The sequence below is a fragment of the Saccharothrix sp. DSM 118769 genome (genome assembly GCF_052936295.1).
Genome location: NZ_CP193627.1, coordinates 5,091,480 through 5,118,015, shown reverse-complemented (window position 1 = coordinate 5,118,015; position 26,536 = coordinate 5,091,480). Strand labels below are relative to the sequence as shown.

The following is a 26,536-nucleotide window of genomic DNA, read 5'->3' as shown; positions in this document are numbered from 1 at the left end:
GCCCTACCGGAGGTGCCGGGCGAACCAGGACGCGACGAGGTCCACGGTCGCCGCCAGCCCGGCCCGGTCGATGCCGTGCCCCACGCCGGGGTGCAGCACCAGCTCCGCGGGTTTGCCCAGCTCCACCAACCGCCGGTACATCTGCTCGGACTCCTCGGGGCTCACCCGCGCGTCGTTCTCGCCGTGCATGATCAGCACCGGCGCGCTGATCCGGTGGGCGTTCGCGAGCGGGCTGCGGGCGGTGAGCAGCGCGACGTCCGCCGGGTCGTCCGGGTCGCCGATCCACTCGACAGCCCGCTTGCGCCACGTCGGCGGGAACGAGCGGATGTCGGTGAGCAGGTCCGACGAGCCGCACTCGCTGACCCCGGCGCGCCACAGGTCGGGCAGTGCGCTCAGGCAGGCCAGCGCGGCGAACCCGCCGTAGGACGCGCCGTGCACGCCGAGCCGGTCGCCGTCGACCCAGTCGAGCTCCCGGACGTGCCGCGCCACCGCCTCCAGGTCGGCGAGGTCCCCGCCGCCCCAGTCGCGGTAGACCGACCGCTGGTAGCGCAGCCCGTACCCGGACGAGCCGCGGACGTTGGGCGCCACCACGGCGGTGCCGCGCGCCAGCAGCTCCTGCACGTACGGGTCGAACACCGGGCGCGACTGCCACTCCGGACCGCCGTGCACGGTCACCACGAGCGGCACGGGGTGACCGGCGTCCGCCCCCGGCGGCCGGTACAGCAGGGACGGCACGGTCAGGCCGTCCGCGCTCGTGACCCGCACGACCTCCGGCACCACCGGCGTGCCGGGCAGCCCGGCGCCCGCGTCGGTCAACCGGCGGGCCGCGCCGCGCGGCAGGTCGACCAGGTACAGGTCCGTCGCCGCGTCCGGCCGCCCGAGCTGCACCAGCAGCTCCCCGGTCGGCGTGAACCGGAGGACGTGCCCGTCGAGCCCGAACTCGGTCACCGCGACCCCCGGCGGCAGCCCCTCGACGTCCCGCGCCTCGCCGCCGACCTCGGCCCACCGCAGCCGCGTGAACCCGTCCTCGTTGCGGCCCCACGCCAGGCGCGTGCCGTCCGGCGACAGCGCCGCGCCCTCCACGTCGGCCGCCGGCGCGTCCACCCGGGTCAGCTCCCCGGTCAGCGACAGCAGCGCGAGCCCGAGGAAGTCCCGGCCCCACGTGGTGCACAGGTAGAAGCCCGAGGAGTCGGGCAGCCACGCGACCGGCTCGTGCTTCGCCGGGCCGTCGTCGGGGGTGACCCGCCGGGTCGTGCCGTCCACCAGGTCGCACACGAACAGGGCGTGGTCGGTGTTCTGGTGCAGCCGCAGCACGAGCAGCAGCCGGGAGTCGGGGGAGAAGCCCATCGGCACGTACCGGTCGTCGCCGCGCAGCACGATCCGGTCCTCGCCGGTGCGCAGGTCCCGCACCCGCACGTCGAACACCTCGCGGTCGCGGGCGTTGCTCGCGTACGCCAGGAGCGCGCCGTCCGCGCTGTAGGGCCGCCCGGTGTGCCCGTGCGGGACGCCGACCTCGTACCGCACGCCCTCCTCGGCGGCCAGCCACCCGACCTCGCCGGTGACCGGGTCGACCTCGGCCAGCCGGTGGTCCTCGCCGCCGTCGAGGTCGGTCACCACCAGCAGCCGCTCGCCGTCCGGCCGCCACAGGCAGCGGCCGACCGAGCCGGGCACCTCGACGAGCCGCGCCGGTCCGCCGGCCAGGGGCAGCACCCACGGCTGCGGCCTGCCGGACCGGTCGCTCACGTAGGCGACGGCCTCGCCGTCCGGGCTCGGTTCCGCGCCGGACAGCCACTCGAAGTCCGTCCAGCCCGCCGTTCGGCTCCCGTTCGGCTCCACGCCCACCCCCAAGTGATTTCACTTCCTGCAATCGATAGCAGTCAAGCAAATCGGTCACGGGTGCGGCAAGGCGGGGTGCGTTAACCTCTGCGTGTGCCCGCCGTGCCCGACCAGCCGCCCCGCGACGCCACGGTCGCCGAGTTGAAGGCGCTGGCGCACTCCCTGCGCTGGCGCATCCTGCGGCTGTGCTGGGACCGGGCGCTGACCAACAAGGAGTTGTCCCAGCTGCTGGGCGTGGCCCCGGCGACCGTGCTGCGGCACGTCCGGGCGCTGGTGCGCACCGACTTCCTGGCCGCCGAACCGGTGCGCACGGGCGCGCGCGGCGCGCTGGAACGCCCCTACCGCGCGACCGGCCGCACGTGGCGGCTCGGCCTGGCCGACGACTCCGGCGAGGGGCTGGGGCACCAGGTCGACCTCGCCCTGCTCGCCGCCCACCGCGCCGAGGTCCTGGAGGCGGGACCGGACGCCGTCCGCGAGACCGCGCGCGGCGTGCTGCGGCTGGGCGCGGAGTCGCAGGCGGAGCTGAAGGAACGCGTGCAGGCCCTGCTCGTCGAGTTCGCCGGGCGCGACGAGCCGGACGGCGAGACCCTGGGCTACCTGTGGTCCCTGGCCGCCCGACCGGGGTCCGGCGCGGCCTCCTGAACCCCGCGCCCGCCGGCGGTCAGGGCGTTCCGCTCCGGGGCCGCCACCCGGCGGGCGGGTCCTCGCCGACGCGCCCGTCGACGGCCTCCCGGATCAGGTCCGCGTGCCCGGTGTGCCTGCCGTACTCCTCGACCAGGTCGAAGACGACCCGGCGCAGGCTCGCGCGACGTCCGTCGGGCCAGACCAGGTGGGAGGGCTGGTCGAGCCCGCCGTCGGCCAGCGCCTCGGCCAGCCGCGCCCGCGACCGCGCCACCGCGCCGTCCCACAGCGCGTAGAGCCGCTCGGGGGTGTCGTCGGCGGCGGAGGCGAACGCCCACCCGTCCACCTCGTCCGGGTCCACGGCGTCCCACGGCGCGCCGGGCGACCCGCCCCGCAGCCTGACCGTGGACGCGTGGTCCTCCACGAACGCCAGGTGCTTGAGCAGGCCCGCGAGGGTCAGCGAGGACGCGCCGACGCGGGTCTTGAGCCCGGCGTCGTCGAGGTCGTCCGCCTTCCAGCGGAAGGTCGTGCGCAGCCGGTCGAGCGCGCCGACGAGGTGTTCCGCCTCGGTGCCGGCGAGGGGCGGTTCCCAGGGGGAGTCGTTCTCGTCCACGACCGCCACCGTAGACCCCGCGCGGCGCCCCTCAGCCCACCTCGGTGGCCTCGTCGTGGCCCGCCGCGCGCAGCAGGTCCTCGCGCGCGCGGGCGACGCGCGAGCGGATCGTGCCGATCGGGCACCCCACGACGTCGGCGGCCTCGGCGTAGGGCAGGCCGAGCACCTGGGTGAGGACCAGGGCCTCGCGCCGGTCCGGCGCGAGGGCGTCGAGCAGCACGTTCAGCTCCACCACACCCTCGAACCCGCTGTGCGGCGCGGCGCGGTCGGCCTCCCGCACCCAGTCCGCGCCGGGCGACAGCCGGGGCCGCGACCGCGCCATGCGCACCTGGTCCACCACCACCCGGCGCGCGATCACCAGCAGCCAGGTGCGCGCGGACGAGCGCCCGGCGAACCGACGCAGGGTGGTGAGCGCGCGGGCGTAGGTCTCCTGGGCGAGGTCGTCGGCCACCCCGACGTCGGCCAGGTGGGCGACGAAGCGCCACACGTCGCGCTGGGTGGCGCGCACGAACCGCTCCAGCGCGTCCCGGTCGCCCGCTCGGGCGCGCAGTGCCCACCGCGTAACCTCGTCGTCACGTGTTGTCACGACTCCGGATCGTAACCACGTCCCGGCGGGAACTCGTGCGCCGAACGGACCAGGGGCGCGATGCCGCCCGCGGCCGCCAGCGCGCGGTGCAGGGCCAGTTCGGCGGTCGGCCCCTCGGCGAGCACGATGCCGGTGCACGACCGCTGGTCGGTCAGGTGCTCCACGACGTCACCGGGCCTCGCGGTCGGGTACCACTCCGGCGCGCCGGGCAGCTCCGCCAGGCGGTCCAGCCCCGACCAGCCCTCCAGCACGCCGGCCCGGTGCGGGTAGAGCAGCACGAACCCGGTCGCGGTCCGCACCGCCCCGTCCGGCAGGACGGGCTCCTCGCCGAGCGCCATCGACACCATCGCGGTGTAGGCGTTCACGCCCAGCGCCCGGCACAGCGCCTCGCCGACGAGCGCGCCGCCGATGCGCGCGTTGACCTCCACCACCTCCGGACCGTCCGCGGTGAGCACGAACTCGGTGTGCGCGAACCCCCTGTCGTGGCCCACGACCGCGAGCACCCGGCCGATCCACGAGTCCACACCGGACAGTTCGTCGGCCGGGAGGGCGACCGGGAACGCGGCGGCCTCCTCCCGCCGCACGGGTTCGGGCGACAGCTGCCGGCTGAGCACGCCGAGCAGCCTGGTGCGGCCCCGCCAGGTGACCGTCTCGGCGCTGTAGAGGGGACCGGCGAAGTACGGTTCGGCGACCAGGCGGCCCTTGAGCGGGGTGCCGGCCGCCTCGCGCAGCGCGGCGTCGCGCTCGGCGGGCGTGCGGCACAGCCACACCCCGCGCGACGACGTGCCCGCCGAGTCCTTGAGCACCAACGGGAAGGTGTCCGCCGCGGCGGGGTCGAGCGGGCCGCCGCGGCTCAGGCCGTGCTCGTGCAGCAGCGCCCGCACGGCGCCCTTGTCGCGCAGCACGCGCACCGCGGCCGGCGCCGGTCCCGGCAGCCCCAGCCGGTCGGCCAGCTCCGCCCCGGGCAGCGCCCACGTGTCGGTGGAGCTGATCAGCCCGGCCAGGTCGGGCAGGTCGCGCAGCACGCGTTCGCACGCCGCCACGTCGGTGGTGTCGACGTCGACCACCCGCACCCGGTCGCCGCACCGCGACAGCTCGTGGGCGTAGATCGACCGGTCCCCGGTCAGCAGCACGAGGTCGTGGCCGGCGGAGCGGGCCGCGTCGGCGAGGCGGCCGAGGCCGAAGGTGAGGGCTTCCAGCAGGGCGACGGTCACGGCACGGGGTCCTTCCGGCGTTCCTGCGCGGGCACCAGCGGGCCGCGGGGGCGCCGCGCCCACTCCATCGCGGCCCACGGCGGGGTCAGTTCGTCGAGCGAGGTGATCTCCACGGGCGACAGCAGCGCGGGGTCGAGCGCCTCGCGGTGCCGGGCGAACACCCGCTCGGTGTAGCGGTGGCCGGTGTCCGCGCCGATGACCACGTGCGTGCGGGACGGGCAGCTCGCGGCCTCCCGGCGCGCCACCAGGTGCGCCGCCCCCGTGGACAGGCCGGCGAACACGGCGTGCTCGCGCATCAGGGCGATCGTGCCCGCCATGGCGTGCCGGAAGTCCAGCCAGTGCACGCGGTCGTACAGCTCGTGGTGGACGTTGCCGAAGTGGATGGCGCTGCCGATCCCCGCGATGATCGCGTCGGGGTCGGTGAACCGGTCGCTGCCGAACGTGACGCTGCCGAACGGCTGCACGCCGACCAGCCGGGTCTCCGGGTCGTGCTCGCGCAGCGCGCGGGTGAGCCCCCCGGTGGAGGCCCCGGTGCCGACGCTGCCGACCACCGTCAGCGCCTCGCCGGGCAGCGCCGAGCGCAGCAGGCCCGCCAGCTCGCCGTAGCCGAGGTGGTGCACCGGGTCGTGGTACTGCCGCATCCAGTGCAGGTCCGGGTCGCCCGCCAGCAGCTCCCGCACGCGGGCCACCCGGCGGTTCTGGTCCAGCCGCAGGTCGTCCGACGGCGGCATCCGGTGCACGGTGACGCCCAGGATCTCCAGCTGCGCGTGCAGGCCGTCGTCGACCGTGGTGGAGGCGACGACGTGGCAGCGCAGCCCGTAGCGGTGGCACGCCATGGCCAGCGCCAGCGCGTAGATGCCGCTGGAGCTGTCCACCACCGCCTGCCCGGGGCGGACCACGCCGCTGTCCAGGAGGTGGCGGACCGCGCCGAGCGCGGCGTAGACCTTGAGCGTCTCGAAGCGGACCAGCACGGTGCCGGGGGAGAGCCGGACGAGCGCGGGCGCCTTGACCGCGTCGGTGATGTGCTCGTGGACCGGTGTCGCGCGCCCGCGCGCGACGTCCACCTCGGGCCGGGTGGTCACGGTCAGGCCCGCCACGTGGTGCCGCGCCGCTCGTGCTCCAGCACCGTCTCGGCGCGCTGGGCGACCCGCGCGCCGAGGAAGCGCTCCCCGGCCGTCACGCCGACCGGCAGCGCCGGGGCGCGCAGAAAAGTACGTCGTTCCACGATTGACCTCCGCAGGGTTGCCGTCGCCCAGAGGTCGGACGCGCCACCCGATCGGTTCCCGCCAACCGCAGCCGGGACGACCGTCAGCGGCCGGTCGCGGCCAGCACGGCCTCGGCGATGGCCTCGTGACCCTCGGGCGTGGGGTGCACGTCGGTGAGGTCGCAGAAGTACGTCAGCTCGCACACCCTCGCCACCGGCGTCGGGACCTCGCCCCAGGTGGGGTCCTGCGTCGTCTCGGTCAACGGCCCGTAGCCGCCGGTCTCGGCGGTGACGTCGACGAACGTCGCCCCGACCTTCTCGTACTCGGCCTTGAGCGCGCTGTTGAAGAAGTCCCGGAACAGCGACACCGACAGGCGGGCGAGGTCCTGCCCGTTCGGGAACTCGCGGGACACCCACGCCCCGAGGAACACGTCCGGGTAGGTCAACCCCACGATCGGGGCGTCGCCGGCGGCGTCGCGCAGCGCGGGCAGGACGGCGGCCAGGTTGGCGCGGACGTCGGCGACGGCCTTGGACGCGCAGGTCAGGATGTCCGACGCCCGCGCGCACGGCGCCAGGTCGTTGCCGCCGATCACCACCGTCACCAGGCCCACCCGCCCCCGGTTCTCGCGCAGCTCCCGCACGGCCGCGTCGAGCTGGGTGCCCGCCGGGTCCGGCGCGCCGGCGGCGCGGTTGGCGGGGGAGCAGCCCGGTTCGCCCCGCAGCTGCGCGGACGTGGCGCCGCTGCACGCGAGGTTGACCAGCCGCAGGTCCGCCCGGTCGGCGACGAGGTGGGCGAAGCCGTCCTCCGAGGAACCCGCCGGGGCGCCGTCGGCCGCCGGGCGGTAGCCGGTCGCGTACGAGTCGCCCAGCGACACGTACACGCGTTCGCCGGACGGGGTGGGCGGGGCGCTGCCCTCCGACGACGCCGCGGACGACGTCGGAGGGGAGGAGGCGGTGAAGGGGGCGTCCCCGCTCGGCGCGGAGGTGCACGCCGCGAGCGCCACCAGCGCGCCGACCAGCAGCGTCCCGAGCGGTGCGGTCCGTCGAACTCCCGGCACGTCGGCCCCCTTCAGGTGAAGATCGTCTCCCAGCCTACCCGGCCGGCCACAGTGGACCGGCGACCTCGGGTTACCCGGTGACGCGGCCCAGGAACCCGGCGAGCTTGGCCGCGGTCCGCGCGACCAGCTCCTCCGGCGCGAGCGACTCGTGCAGCCTGCTGCCCGGCCCGGCGTCCTTCTTCCCGCGCAGGTAGAGCGAGCAGGCCAGGTCGGCGCAGAAGTAGCCGCCCACGGAGTTGCCCTGCTGGCCGCTGCGCCCCGCCTTGCGCGCGGTCATCAGCGTGACGCCGTCGCCGGGGTGCGTGGTCAGGCACAGCGAGCACATGGTGCGCCGGGGCTGCCCGGTGTGCGGCGAGGCCAGGCGCAGCGCCACGCCCACCGGGCCGTCCCCGGACCCGGCGACCAGGTAGGCCCGCTGGGGTGACGCGGGGTCGCGCCACCCCAGGAAGTCCAGGTCCTCCCAGGGGCGCTCGGACAGGTCGGTGGGCAGGTTCGCGCGCTTCGCCTCGCCCTTCGTGCAGTTGACGAACGACGCGCGGATGGCGCCCTCGGTCAGCGGTTCCATGACCCGAAAGCTACGCCGACTAGATGAACGGAGCAAATGATTAGGTGATAACCTAGACCCTCTAGGTTGTGGGAGGCGGCATGGCACGCGCGGGGGTGACCGCCGAGCGCCTGACCCTGGCGGCGGCGGAGCTGGCCGACGAGGTCGGCTTCGACAACGTGACCGTCTCGGCGCTGGCCCGCCGGTTCGGCGTGAAGGACGCGAGCCTGTACTCGCACGTCGCGAACGTGCGGGAGCTGAAGGAACGGGTGGCGGTGCTGGCCCTGGCGGAGCTCGCCGACGAGGTGGCCGAGGCCCTGGCCGGGCGGGCGGGGAAGGACGCCCTGGTCGCCTTCGCCGACACCTACCGGCGCTACGCGAAGGAGCACCCCGGCAGGTACGCCGCCACGCGGTTCGAGCTGCCCCCGGACGTGGCGCTCGCCAGTGCCGCGCGCAGGCACTCGGACATGACGCGGGCGGTGCTGCGCGGCTACGACCTGCCCGAGCCGGCCCGGACCGACGCCGTCCGGCTGCTGCACGGGACCCTCCACGGTTTCACCGCCCTGGAGGCGGCCGGGGGGTTCCGCCACCACCCGCGCGACACCGATCTCTCCTGGTCCAGGGCCCTCGACGCGCTGCACCACCTCCTCGCGCACTGGCCGCCGGACGGTGCGCGGACGCGCGGATCTTGAGCGGGTGAGGATCGCTCGCTACCGTTCGCGACGGGTGGACGCTCGTCCGAACCGGTTACCGGGCCCAGTTCGTGACCCGTGGGGGAACAACACGTGAGAGTGAATTCTGTCCGCTTGCTCAAAAACAGGCGGGGTGTGGCGCTCGTGCTCGCGGCCGTGGCCGCGGTCGGCGCGCTGGCGGCGCCGACCGCGGAGGTGGCCGAGGCTGCCGACACGACGGTGCAGTGCACGACCGCGGTGCCGATCTTCAGCCGGCGCGCGGACGCGTCGCTGTGGTTGCTGCACAACCAGGAGCCCGAGAACGGGAACCCGGTCTGGACGGAGCAGCGGAACATCGGCGCGGGCTGGCACGGCCTGGTGCTGGGCGGCCCGGACGGCGTGGTCTACAACCTCACGCCGGAGGGCCTGCTCAACCGCTACCGGTGGCTGGGGTCGAGCTGGGAGAACAACGGCGTCCCCGAGACCCTCCGGACCGGCTGGACCGGCTGGTCCACGACCGACCGGATGGTGGTCGACGCGCGCGGGGACATCTACGCGATCACCGCGGACAACTCCCTGCGCTGGTTCAGGTTCACCAAGCCCAACGGCCAGTGGTCGGTCGAGGAGCGGCAGCTGGCCCCGAACTTCGGCACGAGCTACGACCGGATCTTCACCTCCGGCGAGGGCGGCCTGTTCGCCCGCACGACGCTCGGCGAGCTGCGCCACTTCGCGTACCACGCGACCAGCCGGCGCTTCACCGAGTACGCCCGGACGGTCACCCCGCCGACCTGGGGCCAGTACACCGACTTCGCCGCGGCGGGCGGCGGGGTGTTCTGGGCGGTCGAGGGCGCGACGGGCAACCTCCGGTGGTACCGCTACCTCGGTGACGGCGCCTGGGCCGCGGACTCCGGCAAGGTGGTCGGTCCGGGCGGCTGGGTGACCGGCATCCAGACCGAGAGCCACCCGGACGCCTGCAAGGTCGTCGGCGGCCCGGCCGGCCCGACCCGCCCGGCGGTGCCGGCGGTCTTCACCGCGCCCACCACGCCCGTCCAGGGCGGCGACGGCCTGATGAGCTACTTCTACGTGAACGCGCAGGGCAGGCTGACCGTGGCCAAGCAGCGCCGCCACGACGACTTCCTGCTGATCGACCACCAGTCCTTCGGCGAGTACAGCGCCTTCACCGGTCAGCCGGGTGCGGCGCTGCGCAAGGACGGCCGCTACGAGGTGCTGGCCAACAGCCACTCCGACGCCGACGTGCGCGGCAAGACCCAGTCGGCCGTCGGCGGCACGTGGCCGTCCGCGCTCACCGAGCACGGCGGGCACCTGCTGGGCGACCCCGTCCTGGTCCGGCGGCTCAGCGGCGCGCTGATCGCGTTCGCCGTCGACGGCGGGGGCAGGCTCTGGACCAGTCAGCAGTTCTCCGCCGACGGCGCGTTCGGGCCGTGGCGCGACAGCCTGGAGACGGGTCTGTCGACCGACATCAGCGTGGTGCGCAGCGGTTTCGGGCTGCACGTGGTCGCGCGGTTCACCGACGGCTCGGTGCGCGTCGCGATGATGCCGGACGCCGCCGTGCAGGTGCCCACCACCAGCAGCACCGCTGCCGCCGCGTCGTCCGACCCGCTGCCCCCGTCCCGGCTGCTCAACGGGTGGCGCTCGCTCGGCGGCGACGACGCGGTGGGCAGGCCGGTCGCCGTGGCCGCCGAGACGCGCTTCGGGTCGGCGGTCCAGGTGTTCACCCGGCGCGCGGACGGCGGTGTCCACACCCAGCTGGAGCAGGACCGCGGCGGGTTCCCCGGCACCTACCAGCGCGTCGGTGACCTGGTCGCCTCCGGGTCGCCCGCGGTCGTGCGCACCGGGTCGGGCCTGATCGAGCTCGCGGTGCGCGACGCGCAGGGCCTGGTGCACACCACCGGGGAGGCCGTGTCCGGCGGGGCCTACCGCCCGTGGGAGATCCGCAACGTCACCGAGGCGGCCACCGACCCGTCCGGGGTGCTCCGCGCCGACGGCAGCTGGGTCTTCACCTGGCGCAACCCGGTGGGCGACATCTACGCCTACCTGGGGTCGTACGGGGCGGCGGGCACGTCCGCCTCGTCCCGCGCGGCGGGACCGCAGTACGACGGCGGCACCGGCCGGTCCTGACCGGACGGCCCGCCAACGGGGTCCCACCCGGTTCCGGTACGTCCGGGGTCGGGTGGGACCCTTTTGCCGTTCAACGGGGCGGACGTGTGCTCTCCGCTGGTCACTATTACTTCAGTGTTGATTGAAGTCAGCCCTCGGTCACGCGGTCGCGCCCGAGGGGATCGCGCCCGACCGGCTCACGCCCGGCCCAGGAGGTAGCGGGCGGCGGCCAGGTCCTCGCGGCCGGTGAGGAAGGCGTTCAGGGCCGCGCGGAACTCCTCGGTGCGCAGGGTGCCGTTGCCGTCGCTGTCGAGGGAGCGCAGGGCCCCGATCAGCTCGTGGCGGCGCGGGCTGTGGTCGAGCAGGCGGGAGTACTCGGCCTGGGAGACCTCGCCGTCGCCGTTGCGGTCGACCAGGCGGCAGACGACGTCGGTGACGCGGCCGTAGCCGTCGCGCGGGTCGGGGTCGTCGGGGTAGCGGCCCTCGGCGATGGCGGTCAGGTAGGCGGCGCGGGTGACGCCGCCGTCGGCGGGTGCGCCGGTGGCCGCGAGGAGTTGTCGCCACCAGGACTCGAAGGCGTCGTGCACGTCGTTCTCGTCGGCCTCGTCGAGGTCGAGGTGGGTGCTGGTCTCGCGGGCCATGCCGAGCAGGTCGGCCCAGCGCAGGACGCCGTCGCCGCTCTGGTCGAGGATGGTGGTGAAGAGGGTGTCCGGGCTGGTGGCGGGGCGGGTGCGGACGGCGCGGCCGGCCCTGATGGCGGCGGAGGCGTGGGGCAGGTAGCGCCAGGGCAGGGGCAGCAGGTCGGTGAGCGCCCTGGCGGCGTGGTGGGCGCCGAGCACGAGGAGCCCGGCGCCGGGCGCGGTGGTGAGCCGGAGGCGTCGGCGGTAGGCGTCGGGCAGCGTGGCGGCGGTGGCCTGCACGGCGGCGGTGACGACCAGGTGGCGCAGCGGTGCCCAGAGCAGGTCGGGCACGGGCAGGCCGGCGGGTGGCGGGACGCGGAAGATGCTGCCGGAGAGCAGGTCGCGGACGGTGGGGTTGTCCTCCAGGACGTCGGTGGTCATGTGGTCGAACCAGGCGCGGAAGGCGTCGAGGTCGGCGGGTTGGTCGGCGTCGGTGAGGCCGAAGAGGGCGCCGAGCCGGCGCCACTCGTCGTAGAAGCGCCGGGCTTCGGCCGGGTCGAGGGGGTCGCCGCCGAGGTCGTGCAGCGTGAGGACGGCTTCGAAGAGGGTGAGGTGCACCCAGGCGCGGGCTTCGGTGTCGGTGGCGGTGAAGGGCCGGCCGTGGTCGTCGGTGCCGTGCATGCGCCGGTGGAGGCGGTCGAGGCGGGCGAGTTCGCGCTGCCGTTCGGAGGCGGTGCCGTAGACGTAGTTCTGGAGGCTTTCGAGGGTGCGCAGGAAGCGTCGCCAGGGGCGGGCGGTGTAGACGGAGAAGCGGCCGACGGCGGCGCCGATGGCGGGGTGGGCCGCCTGGAGCAGCAGGGTGCGGTGGATGACGAGCAGGAGTCGCCACTGGCCGAGGCGGTCCCAGGTGGCGGAGCCGGGGCCGAGCACGTCCTGGGTGGTCATGCGTCGCCTCCGGCTGTTGTGGTCTTGCCGGGCGCATCGTCGTCGGCGGGTCGGGTGATCGGCAATTCCCCGGTGGTGTGGTGCGTGGTGACGGTGGGCGACGGGTGCTATGCGGGCGCTATCGGCGCGCGGCGAGGGGACCGGTGCAATGGCGGTGCGGACCGGGTGGCCGCTGTCGGCGCGCGTCCCGGGCGCGCGTCCCGGGTGCGGGTGTGCGGTGCGCCGGGTGTGCGGTGCGGGTGTGCGCGGTGCCGGGGTGTGCGCGGTCGGAGGGGAGAGCGGATGGACGTGTCGCCGGTCGGGGACTTCGGCCCGCTGCCCTGGGTGGTGTCGGCGGACGGGTGGTCGGCGCTGCGGGACGCGGCGCGCCGGGTGGCGGCGGGGGTGCGGGCGCGGCCGGACGTGGGTGCGGACGAGGTGGGTCGTTGGTTGATGGCCCGTGCGGTGGGGGCGGGCGCGTGGCGGGCCTCGGTGTCGGGGCGGGACCGGGCGGCGTTGCTGGAGGGCCTGGAGGGGTTGGCGCGCGGGCTGCGCGGGGGTGCGGTGTCGGTGGGGTCGGGTCCGGCGGGGGCCGACCCGGTGTTCGTGTTCTCGGGGATCGGGGCGCAGTGGCCGGGGATGGCGGCCGACCTGGTGGGGGCGTCGTCGGTGTTCCGGGCGCGGTTGGACGAGTGCGCGCAGGCGTTGGAGCCGTTCGTCGACTGGCCGGTGGTGGAGGTGGTGGCGGACCCGGCGACGCGGTCGATGTTGGACCGGGTCGACGTGGTGCAGGTGCTGGCGTTCGCGGTGCAGGTGTCGTTGGCGGCGGTGTGGGGGTCGCTGGGTGTGCGGCCGGCGGCGGTGGTGGGGCAGAGCCTGGGCGAGGTGGCCGGGGCGGTGGTGGCGGGCGCGTTGTCGTTGGACGACGGGGCGCGGGTGGCGGCGTTGCGGGGTCTCGCGCAGGTGCCGTTGGCGGGGCGCGGTGACGTGGTGTCGGTGCGGGCGCCGGTGGGCGTGGTGGAGGAGTGGGTCGCCCGGTGGGGTGGCGAGCTGGTGGTGGCGGGGGTGAACGGGCCGACCTCGGTGCTGGTGTCGGGCGGGGTGGCCGCGGCGGCGGAGCTGGTGGCGGCGATGCGGGCGGCGGGGTTGTCGGCGCGGCGGGCGGCGGTGGACCTGGCGACGCACTCGCCGCAGTTCGACGCGGTGGTGCCGCGGATGCGGGCGGACCTGGCGCCGGTGCGGCCGGGTGTGCCGTCGGTGCCGTACTTCTCGTCGGTGACCGGTGGTCCGCTGGGCGGGGTGGCGATGGACGCCGAGTACTGGTGCCGCAACCTGCGGGACCGGGTGCGGTTCGCCGAGGCGGTGCGGTCGTTGCCGGCGGGTGGTGGTCGGCGCGTGCTGCTGGAGGTGGGGCCGCACCCGGTGTTGACGGGGGCGTTGCTGGACCTGGTGGAGGAGGCGGGGCGCGCGGACGGGGTGTGCGCGACCCTGCGGCGCGGGCAGGGGGGTCCGCGTGCGGTGTCGGCGGCGTGGGGGGAGTTGTTCGCGGCGGGGGCGCGGGTGGACTGGGCGGTGGGCGCGGGTGGTGCGGACGCGTCGGTGCCGCCGGTGGCGTTGGACGACGACGGCGGTGGTGCGGTCGGCGGTGGTGCGGTCGAGGGTGCGGTGGTGGCCGACGAGGTGATGGGCGACGCGGGGTCGGCGCTGGAGCTGGTGTGCTCGGTGACGGCGTCGGTCCTCGGCGTGGACCGGTTGGGCGCGGGTGACCGGGAGCGGTCGTTCCTGGACCTGGGGGTGGACTCGGCGACGGCGGTGGAGGTGCGGGCGCGGTTGGCGGCGGCGGTGGGGTCGCCGCTGCCCGCGACGGTGGTGTTCGACCACCCGACGCCGGTGCGGTTGGCGGGTTTCCTGGTGGCGCGGCCCGGTCCCGGCGTGGGGGCGGTCGCGCGGCCGGTGGTGGTGGTGGACGAGGACGACCCGGTGGCGATCGTGGGCGTGGCGTGCCGGCTGCCCGGTGGTGTGTCCGGTGTGGACGACCTGTGGCGGGTGCTGGTCGACGGGGTGGACGCGGTGGGGCCGTTCCCGGCGGACCGGGGGTGGGACGAGGCGGGGTACGACCCGAGGCCGCGCACGCCGGGGCGGCACTACCAGCGCGAGGCGGGGCTCCTGCGCGACGTGGACCGGTTCGACGCCGGGTTCTTCGGGATCTCGCCGCGCGAGGCGCTGGCGATGGACCCGCAGCAGCGGTTGCTGCTGGAGACGTCGTGGGAGGCGCTGGAGTCGGCGGGCATCCCGCCGGGGTCGTTGCGCGGCAGCCGCACCGGCGTGTTCACCGGCCTCTACACGCTGGGGTACGGGTCGCCGCTGGACCCGGCGTCGGGGTTGCAGGGCTACGGGTTCACCGGGTCCACCGGCAGCGTGGCGTCGGGTCGGGTCGCGTACGCGCTGGGGCTGGAGGGGCCGGCGGTGACGGTGGACACCGCGTGCTCGTCGTCGTTGGTGGCGCTGCACCTGGCGGTGCGGTCGGTGCGGTCGGGTGAGTCGGACGTGGCGCTGGCGGGCGGGGCGACCGTGCTGCCGGACCTGACCATGTTCGTGGAGTTCTCGCAGCTGGGCGCGTTGTCGCCGGACGGGCGGTGCCGGGCGTTCGGCGAGGCGGGCGACGGGTTCGGCCTGGCCGAGGGCGCGGGCGTGGTGGTGGTGCAGCGGTTGTCGGCGGCGCGGGCGCGGGGGCGGCGGGTGCTGGCGCTGGTGCGCGGGTCGGCGGTGAACGCGGACGGCGCGTCCAACGGGTTGACCGCGCCGAACGGGCCGTCGCAGGAGCGGGTGATCCGGGCGGCGCTGGCGGACGCGGGGGTGTCGGCGGGTGACGTGGACGTGGTCGAGGCGCACGGCACGGGCACCGTCCTGGGCGACGCGATCGAGGCCGGGGCGCTGCTGGCGACCTACGGGCGGGGGCGGGACGCGGCGCGCCCGGCGTGGGTGGGGTCGCTGAAGTCGAACACCGGGCACGCGCAGGCCGCGTCGGGGGTGTGCGGGGTGATCAAGGTGGTGCTGGCGCTGCGGCACGGCCTGGTGCCGCGGACGTTGCACGCGGAGGTGCCCTCGTCGCGGGTGGACTGGTCGGGCGGGCACCTGGAGGTGGTGTCGCAGGCGCGGCCGTGGCCGCGCGAGGCGGGGCGCGCCCGGTTGGCGGGGGTGTCGTCGTTCGGGGTGTCGGGGACGAACGCGCACGTGGTGCTGGAGGAGGCGCCGGAGGACGACGAGGTCGCGGAGCCGGCGGGGGGCGCGTGGCCGTGGGTGCTGTCGGCGCGCACGGCGTCGGCGTTGCGCGAGCAGGCCGCCCGGCTGCTGCCCCTGGTCGGGGACGGCGCGTCGGCGCCGGTGGGTGCGGCGGCTGTGGGTGCGGCGGCTGTGGGTGCGGCGCTGGTGCGGACCCGGTCGTCGTTCGACCACCGGGCGGTGGTGGTGGGCGGTGACGTCGCCGAGCTGGCGTCCGGGTTGCGCGCGCTCGCGTCCGGCGGCGGCGCGGACGGGGTGGTCGCGGGGCGGCGGGACGCGGGCGGGAAGGTCGTGTTCGTCTTCCCGGGGCAGGGCGCGCAGTGGGTGGGGATGGCGCGCGACCTGCTGGGGCGGTCGCCGGTGTTCGCGCGGTCGATGGCGGACTGCGCGGGGGCGTTGGCGCCGCACGTGGACTGGTCGCTGACCGACGTGCTGGGTGACGCGGCGGCGTTGGGGCGGGTGGACGTGGTGCAGCCGGCGTTGTGGGCGGTGATGGTGTCGCTGGCCGCGCTGTGGCGTTCGCACGGCGTCGTCCCGGACGCGGTGCTGGGGCACTCGCAGGGCGAGATCGCGGCGGCGGTGGTGGCGGGCGCGCTGTCGTTGGAGGACGGTGCGCGGGTGGTGGCGCTGCGCAGCCGCGCGATCCTGGCCGTCGCGGGCGGCGGCGCGATGGCCTCGGTGCCGCTGCCGGTGGAGCGGGTGCGGGCCCTGCTGCCGGGGGGCGTGTCGGTGGCGGCGGTCAACGGGCCGTCGTCGGTGGTGGTGTCGGGCGAGGTCGCCGGGGTCGAGGCGGTGGTGGCGTCGGTGCCGGGGGCGCGCCGCGTGCCGGTGGACTACGCGTCGCACTCGGCGCAGGTGGAGCGGATCGAGGACGGGGTGCTGGCGGCGTCGGCCGGGATCGTGCCGCGTCCCGGCGCGGTGCCGTTCCTGTCGTCGGTCACCGCCGGGTGGCTCGACGGGCGGGAGCTGGACGCCGGGTACTGGTACCGCAACCTGCGGCGGGTGGTGCGGTTCGACGACGCGGTGCGGGTGGCGGCGGAGGCGGGGTTCGGGGCGTTCGTCGAGGTGAGCGCGCACCCCGTGCTGACACCGGGGATCGAGGTGCCGGGCGCGCTGGTCACCGGGACGCTGCGGCGCGGCGGGGACGGGTGGCGGCACGTCCTGCTCGCGGCGGGCCGGCTGCACGTGCGCGGTGTCGCGGTGGACTGGGAGTCGTTCTTCGGGGGTGTGCGCGGGTGGGTCGACCTGCCGGCCTACCCGTTCGAGGGGGAGCGGTTCTGGTTGGCGCCCGGCCGTCCCGCGCCCCCGGCCGGCGCGGTGGGCGGCGTGGTGGGCGACGCGTGGTGCCACCGGGTCGGCTGGCGGCGGCTGACGCCCCGGCCCGCGCCCGGCGGGCGGTGGCTGGCGGTGCTGCCGGAGGGCGTCCCCGAGGCCGGGGAGGTCGTCGCGGCCCTGCGGGACGCCGGGCTGGACGTGACCGCGTGCGGACCGGACGACGTGCCGCCCGATGACGTCGTCGGGGTGCTGTCCCTGCTCGCGCTCGACCGGGGGGAACCGCACCCCGACCACCCGGACCTGCCGCGCGCGCTGTGGGCGACCACCGCGCTGGCGCGCCGGACGACCCGGCCGCTGTGGGTGCTCACCCGGGGCGCGGCCGTGGTGGACGGCGCCGGGGAACCGGTCGAGCCCGGCCAGGCCGCGGTGGTCGCGCTCGCCAAGTCGTTCGGCCTGGAGCACCCCGACCGCTGGGGCGGCGCGGTGGACCTGCCCCGCGACCTCGACGCCCGCGCCGCCGCGCTGGTCGTGGCCGCGCTCGCGCACGGCGAGGAGGAGCAGCTCGCGGTGCGGCGCGGCGGTCTGCACGGTCGCCGGCTGCGGCCCGGGGCGCGTTCCGGGGGCGGCTGGCGACCGCGCGGCACCGTGCTGGTGACCGGCGGCACGGGAGGGCTGGGCGCGGCCGTCGCCCGCTGGCTGCTCGCCTCGGGCGCGGACCGGGTCCTGCTCGTCGGCCGCCGCGGGCCGGACACGCCCGGCCTGGCCGACCTCGGCCCGGCGGTCACCGCCCTGGCCTGCGACGTCGCCGACCGGGACGCGGTCGCGCGGCTGCTGGCCGAGCACCCCGTGGACGCGGTGGTGCACGCGGCCGGCGTGCGCGACGACGCGGCGTTCGACGACCTCACCCCGGCGCGGCTGGCGTCGGTGCTGCGGGCCAAGGTCACCGGCGCGGTGACCCTGCACGAGCTGGCCGGCGACCTCGACGCGTTCGTCGTGTTCTCCTCCGTCATGGGCGTGGTCGGCAACGCCGGGCAGGCCAACTACGCCGCCGCGAACGCCGCCCTGGACGCGCTGGTCGCCCGCCGCCGCGCCGCCGGGCAGCCCGGCCTGTCGATCGCCTGGGGCGCGTGGGACGGGCCGGGGATGCTGCCGGACGACCTGGCCGCGAAGCTCGCCGCCCGCGGCCTGCCCGGCATGGACCCGGCGCGGGCCGTCGAGCTGCTCGGCCGGGTCGCGGAACCGCTCACCGTGGTCGCCGACGTGGACTGGGCCCGCTACACCACCGCCGCCGGGGTGCGCGCCGCGCTGGTCGCCGAACTGCCCGGCGCGACCCCGTCCGGCGCGACCCCGTCCGGTACGGCGCGGCCCGGCCCGGCGCGCGGGGCGACGCTGGAGGTGGTGCGCACCCAGTTGGCCGCCGTCCTCGGGCACGCCTCCGCCGACGCGGTGGGCGCGCGGACCGCGTTCGCCGAGACGGGCCTGGACTCGCTGACCGTGCTGGAGCTGCGCAACCGGCTCAACGCCGCGTTCGGGCGCAGCCTGCCCACCAGCGCCCTGTTCGACCACCCGACGCCGGAGGCGCTCGCCGCGCACCTCGACGGCGGTGCCCACGAGTCCGCCCCGCCGACCGCCGTCCTCGCGCGGCACGAGCCGATCGCGGTGGTCGGCATGGGCTGCCGGTTCCCCGGCGACGTGCACGACCCCGACGACCTGTGGCGGTTGCTGCTGTCCGGGCGCGACGCCATCGGGCCGTGGCCCGCCGACCGCGGCTGGGACCTCGACGCCCTGCACCACCCCGACCCCGACCACCCCGGCACCAGCTACTGCCGCGAGGGCGGGTTCCTCACCGGCGCGGCCGACTTCGACGCCGCGTTCTTCGGCGTGTCCCCGCGCGAGGCGCTGACCATGGACCCGCAGCAGCGGCTGCTGCTGGAGACCACCTGGCACGCCGTGGAGGACGCCGGGATCGCGCCGACCTCGTTGCGCGGCGAGCCGGTCGGCGTGTTCGTCGGCACCAACGGCCAGGACTACCCGGTCGCGCTCGCCGGCGGCACCGACGTCCCCGAGGGGCACCGCCTCACCGGCGCGCTGGCCAGCGTGCTCTCCGGGCGCGTCGCCTACGCGCTGGGCCTGGCCGGGCCGGCGCTGACCGTGGACACCGCGTGCTCGGCGTCGCTGGTCGCGCTGCACCTGGCCGTGCAGGCGCTGCGCCGCGGCGACTGCTCGCTGGCGCTGGCCGGCGGCGCGACCGTGATGAGCACGCCGTGGCTGTTCACCGAGTTCAGCAGGCAGCGCGGCCTCGCCCCGGACGGCCGCTGCAAGGCGTTCTCCGCCGACGCCGACGGCACCGGCTGGAGCGAGGGCGTGGGCGTGCTGGTGCTGGAACGGCTGTCCGACGCCCTCGCCCGCGGGCACCGGGTGCACGCCGTGGTCCGCGGCAGCGCGATCAACCAGGACGGCGCGTCCAACGGCCTCACCGCGCCCAACGGCCTGGCGCAGCAGCGGGTGATCGCCGCCGCGCTGGCCGACGCCGGGCTCGCCCCGCACGAGGTGGACGTGGTGGAGGCGCACGGCACCGGGACCCGCCTCGGCGACCCGGTCGAGGGCAACGCGCTGCGCGCCGCCTACGGCGCGGACCGGCGGCGGCCCCTGCTGCTCGGCGCGGTCAAGGCGGTGCTCGGCCACACCCAGGCGGCGGCCGGCGTGGCCGGGGTGATCAAGGCGGTGCTGGCGCTGCGGCACGGCGAGCTGCCGCCGAGCCCTCACGTCGGCGAGCCGAACCCGGAGATCGACTGGGACCCGGCCGTGCTGCGCCTGGTGACGGCGCGCGAACCGTGGCCGGAGCACGACGGGCCGCGCCGGGCGGGCGTGTCGGCGTTCGGGATCAGCGGCACCAACGCGCACGTCGTGCTGGAGAGCGCCCCGGAGCAGGCGTCCCCGGACCGGGAGCACCCGGACCAAGCTCCTCCGCCCCGGCACGCGCCGGGGCTGCCCACCCCGCTGCTGGTGTCGGCGGCGACCCGGGAGGCGCTGGATGCCCAGGTCGAGCTGGTCCGCGCCCGCCTCGACGGGGCGGACCTGCCCGCGCTGGCCGCCGCCCTGGCCACCCGGCGCGCCCACCTGCCGCACCGGGCGGCCCTCGTGGTCCCCGCCGCCGACCCGCGCGCCGTCCGCCCCCTCGTGGGCACCGCGGGCGACGTCGGCCGGATCGCGTTCCTGCTCCCCGGCCAGGGCAGCCAGCGCCCCGGCATGGGAGCCGCCCTGCACGCCGCCGACCCCGTGTTCGCCGACGCCCTGGACGAGGTCTGCGCCCTGGCCGACCGGCACCTCGACCGGCCCCTGCGCGAGGCGATGGCCGACGGCGCGCTGCTCGACCGCACCCGCTACGCCCAGCCCGCCCTGTTCGCCGTCGGGGTCGCGCTGGCCCGCCTGCTCGACGACCGCGGCGTGCGGCCGGACGTGCTGCTGGGCCACTCCGTCGGCGAGCTGACCGCCGCCCACCTCGCCGGGGTCCTCGACCTCGCCGACGCCGTCGCCCTCGTCACCGCCCGGGGCAGGCTGCTGGACGCGCTGCCGCCCGGCGGCGCGATGACCGCCGTCGAGGCCACCGAGGACGAGGCCCGCGCCGCCGCCGACGGCACCGTGGACGTCGCCGCCGTCAACGGGCCGGACGCCGTCGTGCTCTCCGGTGACGCCGACGCGGTCGCCCGCGTCGCCCGCGCCCTCCGCGACCGGGGCCGCCGCACCAAGGCGCTGCCGGTCAGCCACGCCTTCCACTCCGCCCGGGTCGAGCCCGTGCTGGACGCGTTCCGCGAGGTCGCCGAGGGGCTGACCTACCGGCCGCCGCGCCTGGAGGTGATCTCCACCCTCACCGGCGCGCCCGCCACCGCCGAGCAGCTGCGCTCCCCGGAGCACTGGGTGCGCCACGTCCGCGCCACCGTGCGGTTCGCCGACGGCGTCCTCGCCCTCGACGCCCGCACCTCGTTCGAGCTGGGCCCGGCCGGCGTGCTGTCCGCCCTCGTCGACGGCGCGCTGCCGCTGCTGCGCGACGACCGCCCCGAACCGGAGGCCGTGGTCACCGCGCTCGCCCGCGCCCACCTGCGCGGAGTGCCCGTGCGCTGGCCCGCCGGGCCGCACGTCGACCTGCCGCTCTACCCGTTCCAGCGGGAGCGGTTCTGGCCCGAGGACGGGTTCGCCGCCGCCGTGGACCGGCTGCGCTACCGCGTCGAGTGGGTGCCCGTCCACCCCACCGGGACCCCGCGGCCCGGGAGCTGGCGGGTCGTCGGCGACGCGCCCGACCACATCGCCGCGGCCCTCCCCACCGGCGACACCCCCGCCGGCGACACCCCCGCCGGGGTGCTCGTGCTGCCCGGCTGCACGCCCGACGCGCTGGTCGACGTGCTCGCCGGGGCCGAGGCGCCGGTGTGGGTGCTCGCCGACCCCGACGACCCGGCGCAGGCCGCGCTCTGGGGCCTGGGCCGAGTCGCCGCCCTGGAGCACCCCGACCGCTGGGGCGGGCTCGTCGCCTGGCGCCCCGGGGCGGACGTCGCCGACCTGCTCGCCGTGCTGTCCGGGCACGACGGCGAGGACCAGGTGTCCCTCGGCCCGGACGGCGTGCGGGCGCGGCGGCTCGTGCGCGCGGCCCGCACCCGCCCCGCCACCCGGAGGCGACCGCACGGCCGGGTGCTGGTCACCGGCGGCCTCGGCGGCCTCGGCCGGCACGTCGCCCGCTGGCTGGCCGGGCAGGGCGTCGACGAGTTGGTGCTGGTCGGCCGGACCGGCGGCGAGGCACCCGACCTCGGCGTGCCCACCACCGTGCGGGCGTGCGACGTCGCCGACCGCGACCAGGTCGCCCGCCTGGTCGCCGAGCTGGGCCCGTTCACCGCCGTGTTCCACGCCGCCGGCGTCGCCGCCGACCGGCCCCTCGCCGACTGCGGTCCCGGGCACCTCGCCGAGCAGGCCGCGGGCAAGGCGCTGGGCGCGCGGCACCTCGACGAGCTGGTCGGCGACGTGGACGCGTTCGTGCTGTTCTCCTCGGTCGCCGCGACCTGGGGCAGCGGCGGGCAGGCCGGGTACGCCGCCGCCAACGCCTCCCTCGACGCCCTCGCCGCCGACCGCAGGCGACGCGGCCTGAAGGCCACCTCCGTGGCCTGGGGGCCGTGGGCGGGGGAGGGCATGGCCGCCGGCGGACGCGGGCGGCACCTCCACCGGCTCGGCCTGACCGCGATGCCGCCGGACGTCGCGCTGGCCGCCCTGCGGCACGCCCTGGACGGCGACGAGACCACCGTCGTGGTCGCCGACGTCGACTGGGCCCGCTTCCTGCCCGCGTTCACCGCGACCCGCCCGAGCGCGCTGTTCCGCGACCTGCCCGAAGCCCGCGCCGCGACCCCTACCGACGCGGTCGGCGCGACCGACGCAGCCGGTGCGGTCACCGCCGCGATCCCCCGGCGGGAGCTGGCGGAGCTGGTCGCCGACGTGCTCGGCCACCACGACCCGGCCGGCCTGGACGCCGACCGCTCGTTCCGCGACCTCGGGTTCGACTCGCTGATGGCCGTGGAGCTGCGCAACCGGCTCGTGGCGCGCACCGGACGCGCGCTGCCGGTCACCGCCGTGTTCGACCACCCGTCCATCGCCGCCCTCGCCGACGCCCTGGCCGGGCGGGCACGGGAGGACCGGGCACCGGCCGCGACGACGGCCCCGGTCGCCGAACCGCTCGCCATCGTGTCCATGGCCTGCCGCTTCCCCGGCGGCGTGACCGGCCCCGAGGACCTGTGGCGACTGGTCGACGAGGGCCGCGACGCCATCGGCGACCTGCCCGACGACCGGGGCTGGGACCTCGCGCGCCTCTACCACGAGGACCCCGACCGGGCGGGCACCTTCTACGCCCGCGGCGGCGGGTTCCTGCCCGACGCCGGGGACTTCGACGCCGCGTTCTTCGGCATCTCGCCGCGCGAGGCGCTGGCCACCGACCCGCAGCAGCGGCTGCTGCTCACCACCGGCTGGGAGGCGCTGGAACGCGCCGGCATCGACCCGTCGGCGCTGCGCGGCAGCGCGGGCGGCGTGTTCGTCGGCGTCGCCGCCCAGGGCTACGGCAGCGGCCCGGCCGGGGACGTCGAGGGCCACCTGCTCGCCGGGACGGTCACCAGCGTGGCGTCCGGCCGGCTGTCCTACGTCCTCGGCCTGGAGGGCCCGGCGGTCACCGTGGAGACGGCGTGCTCGTCGTCGCTGGTCGCCCTGCACCTGGCCGGGCAGTCGCTGCGCGCGGGGGAGTGCTCGTTCGCGCTCGTCGGCGGCGCGGCCGTGATGGCGAGCCCGGACGTGTTCGTGGGGTTCAGCCGGCAGCGCGGGCTGTCCGCCGACGGCCGGTGCCGGCCCTTCGGCGCCGGGGCGGACGGCACCGGCTGGTCCGAGGGCGTCGGCGTCCTGGTGGTCGAACGGCTGTCGGAGGCCCGCCGGCTCGGCCACCCCGTGCTGGCGCTCGTGCGCGGCAGCGCGGTCAACCAGGACGGCGCGTCCAACGGCCTCACCGCGCCCAACGGGCTCGCCCAGCAGCGCGTCATCCGGCAGGCCCTGGCCAACGCGGGCCTCGCGCCGTCCGACGTGGACCTGGTGGAGGCGCACGGCACCGGCACCGCGCTCGGCGACCCCGTCGAGGCCACCGCGCTGCTGGCCGCCTACGGCCAGGACCGCGACCGCCCGTTCGGCCTGGGATCGGTGAAGTCCAACATCGGCCACACCCAGGCGGCGGCCGGCGTCGCCGGGATCATCAAGGTCGTCATGGCCATGCGGCACGGCGTGCAGCCGCGCACGCTGCACGTGGACGAACCGTCCCCGCGGGTGGACTGGTCCGCCGGGAACGCCCGGCTGCTGCGCGAACCCCGCCCGTGGGCCGACGGCCCGCGCCGCGCCGGGGTGTCCGCGTTCGGCATGAGCGGCACCAACGCGCACGTCGTCCTCGAACAGGCCCCCGCCGAGGACACCCCGCCCGTGCCGCCGCACGACGACCTGCCGCTGCTCCCGCACGACGACCTGCCGCTGCCGCTGTCCGCGCGGACAGCCCGCGCGCTCGACGACCAGGCCGCCCGCCTGCACGCCTTCCTGCGCGACCACGGCCCGCTCGCGCCCGCCGACGTCGCCCGCACCCTCGTGGCGCGCCCGAGGTTCGAGCACCGGGCCGTCGTCGTCGGCGACCACCTCGCCGGCCTCGCCGCCCCCGGTACCGCGCCGCACGTCGTGCGCGGGCGCGCCACCGGCGGCGGGGTCGTGTTCGTCTTCCCCGGGCAGGGCGGCCAGTGGACCGGCATGGCGCTGGAGCTGGCGTCCGTCGAACCGGTGTTCGCGGCCCGGCTCGACGAGTGCGCGCGGGCGCTGGCCCCGCACGTGGACTGGTCGCTGACCGACGTGCTGGGCGACGCGGCGGCGCTGGAACGGGTGGACGTGGTGCAGCCGGCGCTGTGGGCGGTGATGGTGTCGCTGGCCGCCCTGTGGCGTGCCCACGGCGTCGAGCCCGACGCGGTCGTGGGCCACTCGCAGGGCGAGATCGCGGCGGCCGTGGTGGCGGGCGCGCTGTCGTTGGAGGACGGTGCGCGGGTGGTGGCGCTGCGCAGCCGCGCCGTCCTGGGCATCGCGGGGCGCGGCGGCATGGTCGCCGTCGCCGCCGGCGAGGCCGCCGTGCGCGACCGGCTGACGGACCGCGTCGAGGTCGCCGCGGTCAACGGACCGGACGCCGTCGTGGTCGCCGGGGACCCCGCCGCGCTGGCCGACCTGGTCGCCGGCTGCACGCGTGACGGCGTGCGGGCCCGGTACCTCCCCGTCGACTACGCCGCCCACTCCGCCCAGGTCGGACCGCTGCGCGACGGGCTGCTCGCCGCCCTGGCCGGGATCGCGCCGCGCGCCGCGCGCGTGCCCCTGCTGTCCAGCGTGCTCGGCGAACCCGTCGACGGCACCGCCCTCGACGCCGCCTACTGGTACCGCAACCTGCGCGAACCGGTCCGCTTCGCGGCGGCCACCGACCGGCTCCTGGACCTCGGCCACACCGTGTTCGTGGAGGTCGGCCCGCACCCGGTCCTGGTCGCCGCGATCGAGAGCACCGCCGCCGACCGCCCCGCAGCCGACCACCCCGCCACCAGCCGGCCCGGCACGGACCGGCCCATTGCCGACCGGCCCGTCGCCGTCCTGGGCACCCTGCGCCGCGACGACGCCGGACGACGCCGGCTGCGCACCGCGCTGGCCGAGGCGTGGGTCGCGGGTGCCGAGGTGGACTGGGGCACCGTCACCGGCTCCGGCCGGCTCGTCGCGCTGCCGCCGTACCCGTTCCAGACCGAGCGGTACTGGCTGCCCGCGCCGGGCCGGGCAGGCGCGGCACCGACCCGGCGGCTCACCCACCGCGCGGAGTGGCGCCGGCTGCCCGACCCCGCGCCGCGTTCCCTCGACGGCTGGGTCGTGGTCACCCCGCCGCAGGGCCACCCCGTCGCGGCCCTGCCCGGCGCACGGGTCGTCACCGACGTCGCCGACGTCGGGCGGGCCGCCGCCGTGGTGTCCGCGCTGCCGCCGGCCGCGACCCTGGACCTGATCCGGCGGCTGGACCCGGCGATCCCGCTGTGGCTGGTCACCACCGACGCCGAGCACGACCCGGACCAGGCCCGGACCCGGGCGCTGGGCCAGGTCCTCGGCCTGGAGCAGCCGGACCGGTGGGGCGGGCTGGTCGACCTGCCCGCCGACGTCGACGAGGCGGTGCTCACCCGCCTGACCGGGGTGCTCGGCGGCGACGAGGACCAGGTGCGCGTGCGCGCCGACGGCGTCCACGCCCGGCGGCTGGTGCCGTTCGACCCGCCGGCCCGCACCGGACGGCCGTGGCACCCCGGCCGGGTCCTCGTGCTGGGCGCCGACACCGGGCTCGCCGCGGAGCTGGTCGCCTGGCTCGACCGGCACGGGGCCGAGGACGTCCGCGTCGGCGAGGCGCCCTGGCCACCGGACACGGTGGTCCGGGTCCTGCCGGCCGAACCGCCCGCCGCCGTGCTGCCGGACGCGGACCTCGACGTGGACATCGACGCGGACCCCGCCGGGCCCGGCGACACCCCCGAGGTGCCCGCCGCCGGCACCGTCGTGCTGCTCCACCCCCTCGGCGGCCTGTGGGGCGCGGCGCGGCAGGGGGCCGCCACCGCGCGGTGCGCCGAGGCCGCGGCCCGGGTGCGCGCCCTCCCCCGGGGCGTGGTGGTGGCGGTCGGCGGCTGGGAGCCGTGGGCCCCCGAGCAGCGCCCGGTCGGCGTGGACGACGTCATGACCGCCGCCCGGCAGGCCCTGGAGCACGGCGAGACCGACGTCGCGGTGCTCGACGTCGACTGGGCCGCAGTCGTCTCCGCCGTGTCCTCGCCCCGCCAGCTCACCCTCCTCGCCGACCTGCCCGGCGTGCGCGAGGCGCGGAAGGCGCGGGAGGCGCGCCACAGCACCGGGGGCGACGACCTGGCCGGCCGGCTGGCCGCGCTGCCCCGCGACGAGCAGCTGCGCGTCCTGCTGGGCCTGGTCACCGCCCAGGCCGCCGCCGCCCTCGGGCACGGCACGGCGGCGGAGGTCCGCCCCGACGCGCCGTTCGCCGCGGCCGGGTTCGACTCGCTGCTGGCCGTGCAGTTCCGCAACCGGCTCGCCGCGGCCACCGGGCTGGCCGTCGCGCCCACGGTGGTGTTCGACCAGCCCACCCCCGCCGCCCTGGCCCGCCACCTGCACGAGCGGCTGTGCGCGCCGCCCGACCCGGTGGCGCCCGTGCTCGCCGACCTCGACCGGCTCGACCGCGTGCTGGCCGGGCTGCCCGCCGACGCGCAGGTCGGGGCCCGCCTGCGCGCCCTGCTGCGCCGCTGGGACGAACGCCGCGACGGCCCGCCCACCCGCACCGCCGGGCTGGGGACCGCCAGCGCGGACGAACTGTTCGCGCTGCTCGACGCCGACTTCGGCAACGGCCGATGAGAACGGGGAC

Annotated in this window: 13 protein-coding genes; 4 read left to right on the top strand and 9 right to left on the bottom strand. The window is 77.1% G+C overall.

Going from position 1 to position 26,536, the window contains the following annotated elements; all coding sequences use genetic code 11:
- Positions 1 to 3 precede the first annotated feature (3 nt).
- Positions 4 to 1,836 carry a prolyl oligopeptidase family serine peptidase gene (locus tag ACRAKJ_RS21985; RefSeq protein ID WP_438922663.1) on the bottom strand — a complete coding sequence of 611 codons (1,833 nt, stop codon included), beginning with the start codon at positions 1,834 to 1,836 and terminating at the stop codon, positions 4 to 6.
- A gap of 93 nt (positions 1,837 to 1,929) precedes the next feature.
- Between ACRAKJ_RS21985 and ACRAKJ_RS21980 the strand changes: the two genes are divergently transcribed.
- Positions 1,930 to 2,478: a helix-turn-helix domain-containing protein gene (locus ACRAKJ_RS21980; protein ID WP_438922662.1), complete on the top strand. Its 549-nt coding sequence runs from the start codon at positions 1,930 to 1,932 to the stop codon at positions 2,476 to 2,478.
- A 19-nt stretch (positions 2,479 to 2,497) separates the two neighbouring features.
- On the opposite strand, the gene ACRAKJ_RS21975 is transcribed toward ACRAKJ_RS21980, so the two are convergent.
- The 7 genes from ACRAKJ_RS21975 to ACRAKJ_RS21945 form a co-directional block, all read right to left on the bottom strand.
- Complete coding sequence (locus ACRAKJ_RS21975) at positions 2,498 to 3,070, bottom strand: mycothiol transferase (protein WP_438922661.1); 573 nt, start codon at positions 3,068 to 3,070, stop codon at positions 2,498 to 2,500.
- A 31-nt stretch (positions 3,071 to 3,101) separates the two neighbouring features.
- Positions 3,102 to 3,656, bottom strand: coding sequence for a sigma-70 family RNA polymerase sigma factor (locus tag ACRAKJ_RS21970; protein ID WP_438922660.1), 555 nt, complete (start codon positions 3,654 to 3,656; stop codon positions 3,102 to 3,104).
- Entirely contained in the window at positions 3,653 to 4,870 is a 1,218-nt protein-coding gene (locus ACRAKJ_RS21965) for an ATP-grasp domain-containing protein (protein WP_438922659.1), read from the bottom strand. Before ACRAKJ_RS21965 ends, ACRAKJ_RS21970 begins: the two co-directional genes overlap by 4 nt.
- Positions 4,867 to 5,952 carry a pyridoxal-phosphate dependent enzyme gene (locus ACRAKJ_RS21960; protein WP_438922658.1) on the bottom strand — a complete coding sequence of 362 codons (1,086 nt, stop codon included), beginning with the start codon at positions 5,950 to 5,952 and terminating at the stop codon, positions 4,867 to 4,869. Before ACRAKJ_RS21960 ends, ACRAKJ_RS21965 begins: the two co-directional genes overlap by 4 nt.
- A 2-nt stretch (positions 5,953 to 5,954) precedes the next feature.
- Positions 5,955 to 6,095 carry a hypothetical protein gene (locus ACRAKJ_RS21955; protein ID WP_438922657.1) on the bottom strand — a complete coding sequence of 47 codons (141 nt, stop codon included), beginning with the start codon at positions 6,093 to 6,095 and terminating at the stop codon, positions 5,955 to 5,957.
- An 83-nt stretch (positions 6,096 to 6,178) separates the two neighbouring features.
- The gene (locus ACRAKJ_RS21950; protein WP_438922656.1) at positions 6,179 to 7,132 is read right to left on the bottom strand and encodes a GDSL-type esterase/lipase family protein; all 954 of its coding nucleotides are present in this window, start codon (positions 7,130 to 7,132) and stop codon (positions 6,179 to 6,181) included.
- Between the two features lie 70 nt (positions 7,133 to 7,202).
- Positions 7,203 to 7,697, bottom strand: coding sequence for an FBP domain-containing protein (locus ACRAKJ_RS21945; protein WP_438922655.1), 495 nt, complete (start codon positions 7,695 to 7,697; stop codon positions 7,203 to 7,205).
- 80 nt (positions 7,698 to 7,777) lie between these two features.
- Between ACRAKJ_RS21945 and ACRAKJ_RS21940 the strand changes: the two genes are divergently transcribed.
- Entirely contained in the window at positions 7,778 to 8,368 is a 591-nt protein-coding gene (locus ACRAKJ_RS21940; RefSeq protein ID WP_438922654.1) for a WHG domain-containing protein, read from the top strand.
- Positions 8,369 to 8,503: 135 nt separating this feature from the next.
- A complete protein-coding gene (locus ACRAKJ_RS21935) occupies positions 8,504 to 10,486 on the top strand; it encodes a tachylectin-related carbohydrate-binding protein (RefSeq protein ID WP_438922653.1) in 1,983 nt (660 codons plus the stop codon).
- Between the two features lie 176 nt (positions 10,487 to 10,662).
- On the opposite strand, the gene ACRAKJ_RS21930 is transcribed toward ACRAKJ_RS21935, so the two are convergent.
- Positions 10,663 to 12,030 carry an oxygenase MpaB family protein gene (locus ACRAKJ_RS21930; protein ID WP_438922652.1) on the bottom strand — a complete coding sequence of 456 codons (1,368 nt, stop codon included), beginning with the start codon at positions 12,028 to 12,030 and terminating at the stop codon, positions 10,663 to 10,665.
- A 282-nt stretch (positions 12,031 to 12,312) separates the two neighbouring features.
- On the opposite strand from ACRAKJ_RS21930, the gene ACRAKJ_RS21925 reads away from it, so the two are divergent.
- Positions 12,313 to 26,526, top strand: a complete 14,214-nt coding sequence (locus ACRAKJ_RS21925) for an SDR family NAD(P)-dependent oxidoreductase (RefSeq protein ID WP_438922651.1) — start codon at positions 12,313 to 12,315, stop codon at positions 26,524 to 26,526.
- The last annotated feature ends 10 nt before the right edge of the window (positions 26,527 to 26,536 follow it).

What these genes read in the sequence shown, in the direction of transcription:
- ACRAKJ_RS21945 (WP_438922655.1), bottom strand. Translation starts at nt 7,697, where the DNA reads ATGGAACCGCTGACCGAGGGCGCCATCCGCGCGTCGTTCGTCAACTGC.
- ACRAKJ_RS21930 (WP_438922652.1), bottom strand. Translation starts at nt 12,030, where the DNA reads ATGACCACCCAGGACGTGCTCGGCCCCGGCTCCGCCACCTGGGACCGC.
- ACRAKJ_RS21940 (WP_438922654.1), top strand. Translation starts at nt 7,778, where the DNA reads ATGGCACGCGCGGGGGTGACCGCCGAGCGCCTGACCCTGGCGGCGGCG.
- ACRAKJ_RS21925 (WP_438922651.1), top strand. Translation starts at nt 12,313, where the DNA reads ATGGACGTGTCGCCGGTCGGGGACTTCGGCCCGCTGCCCTGGGTGGTG.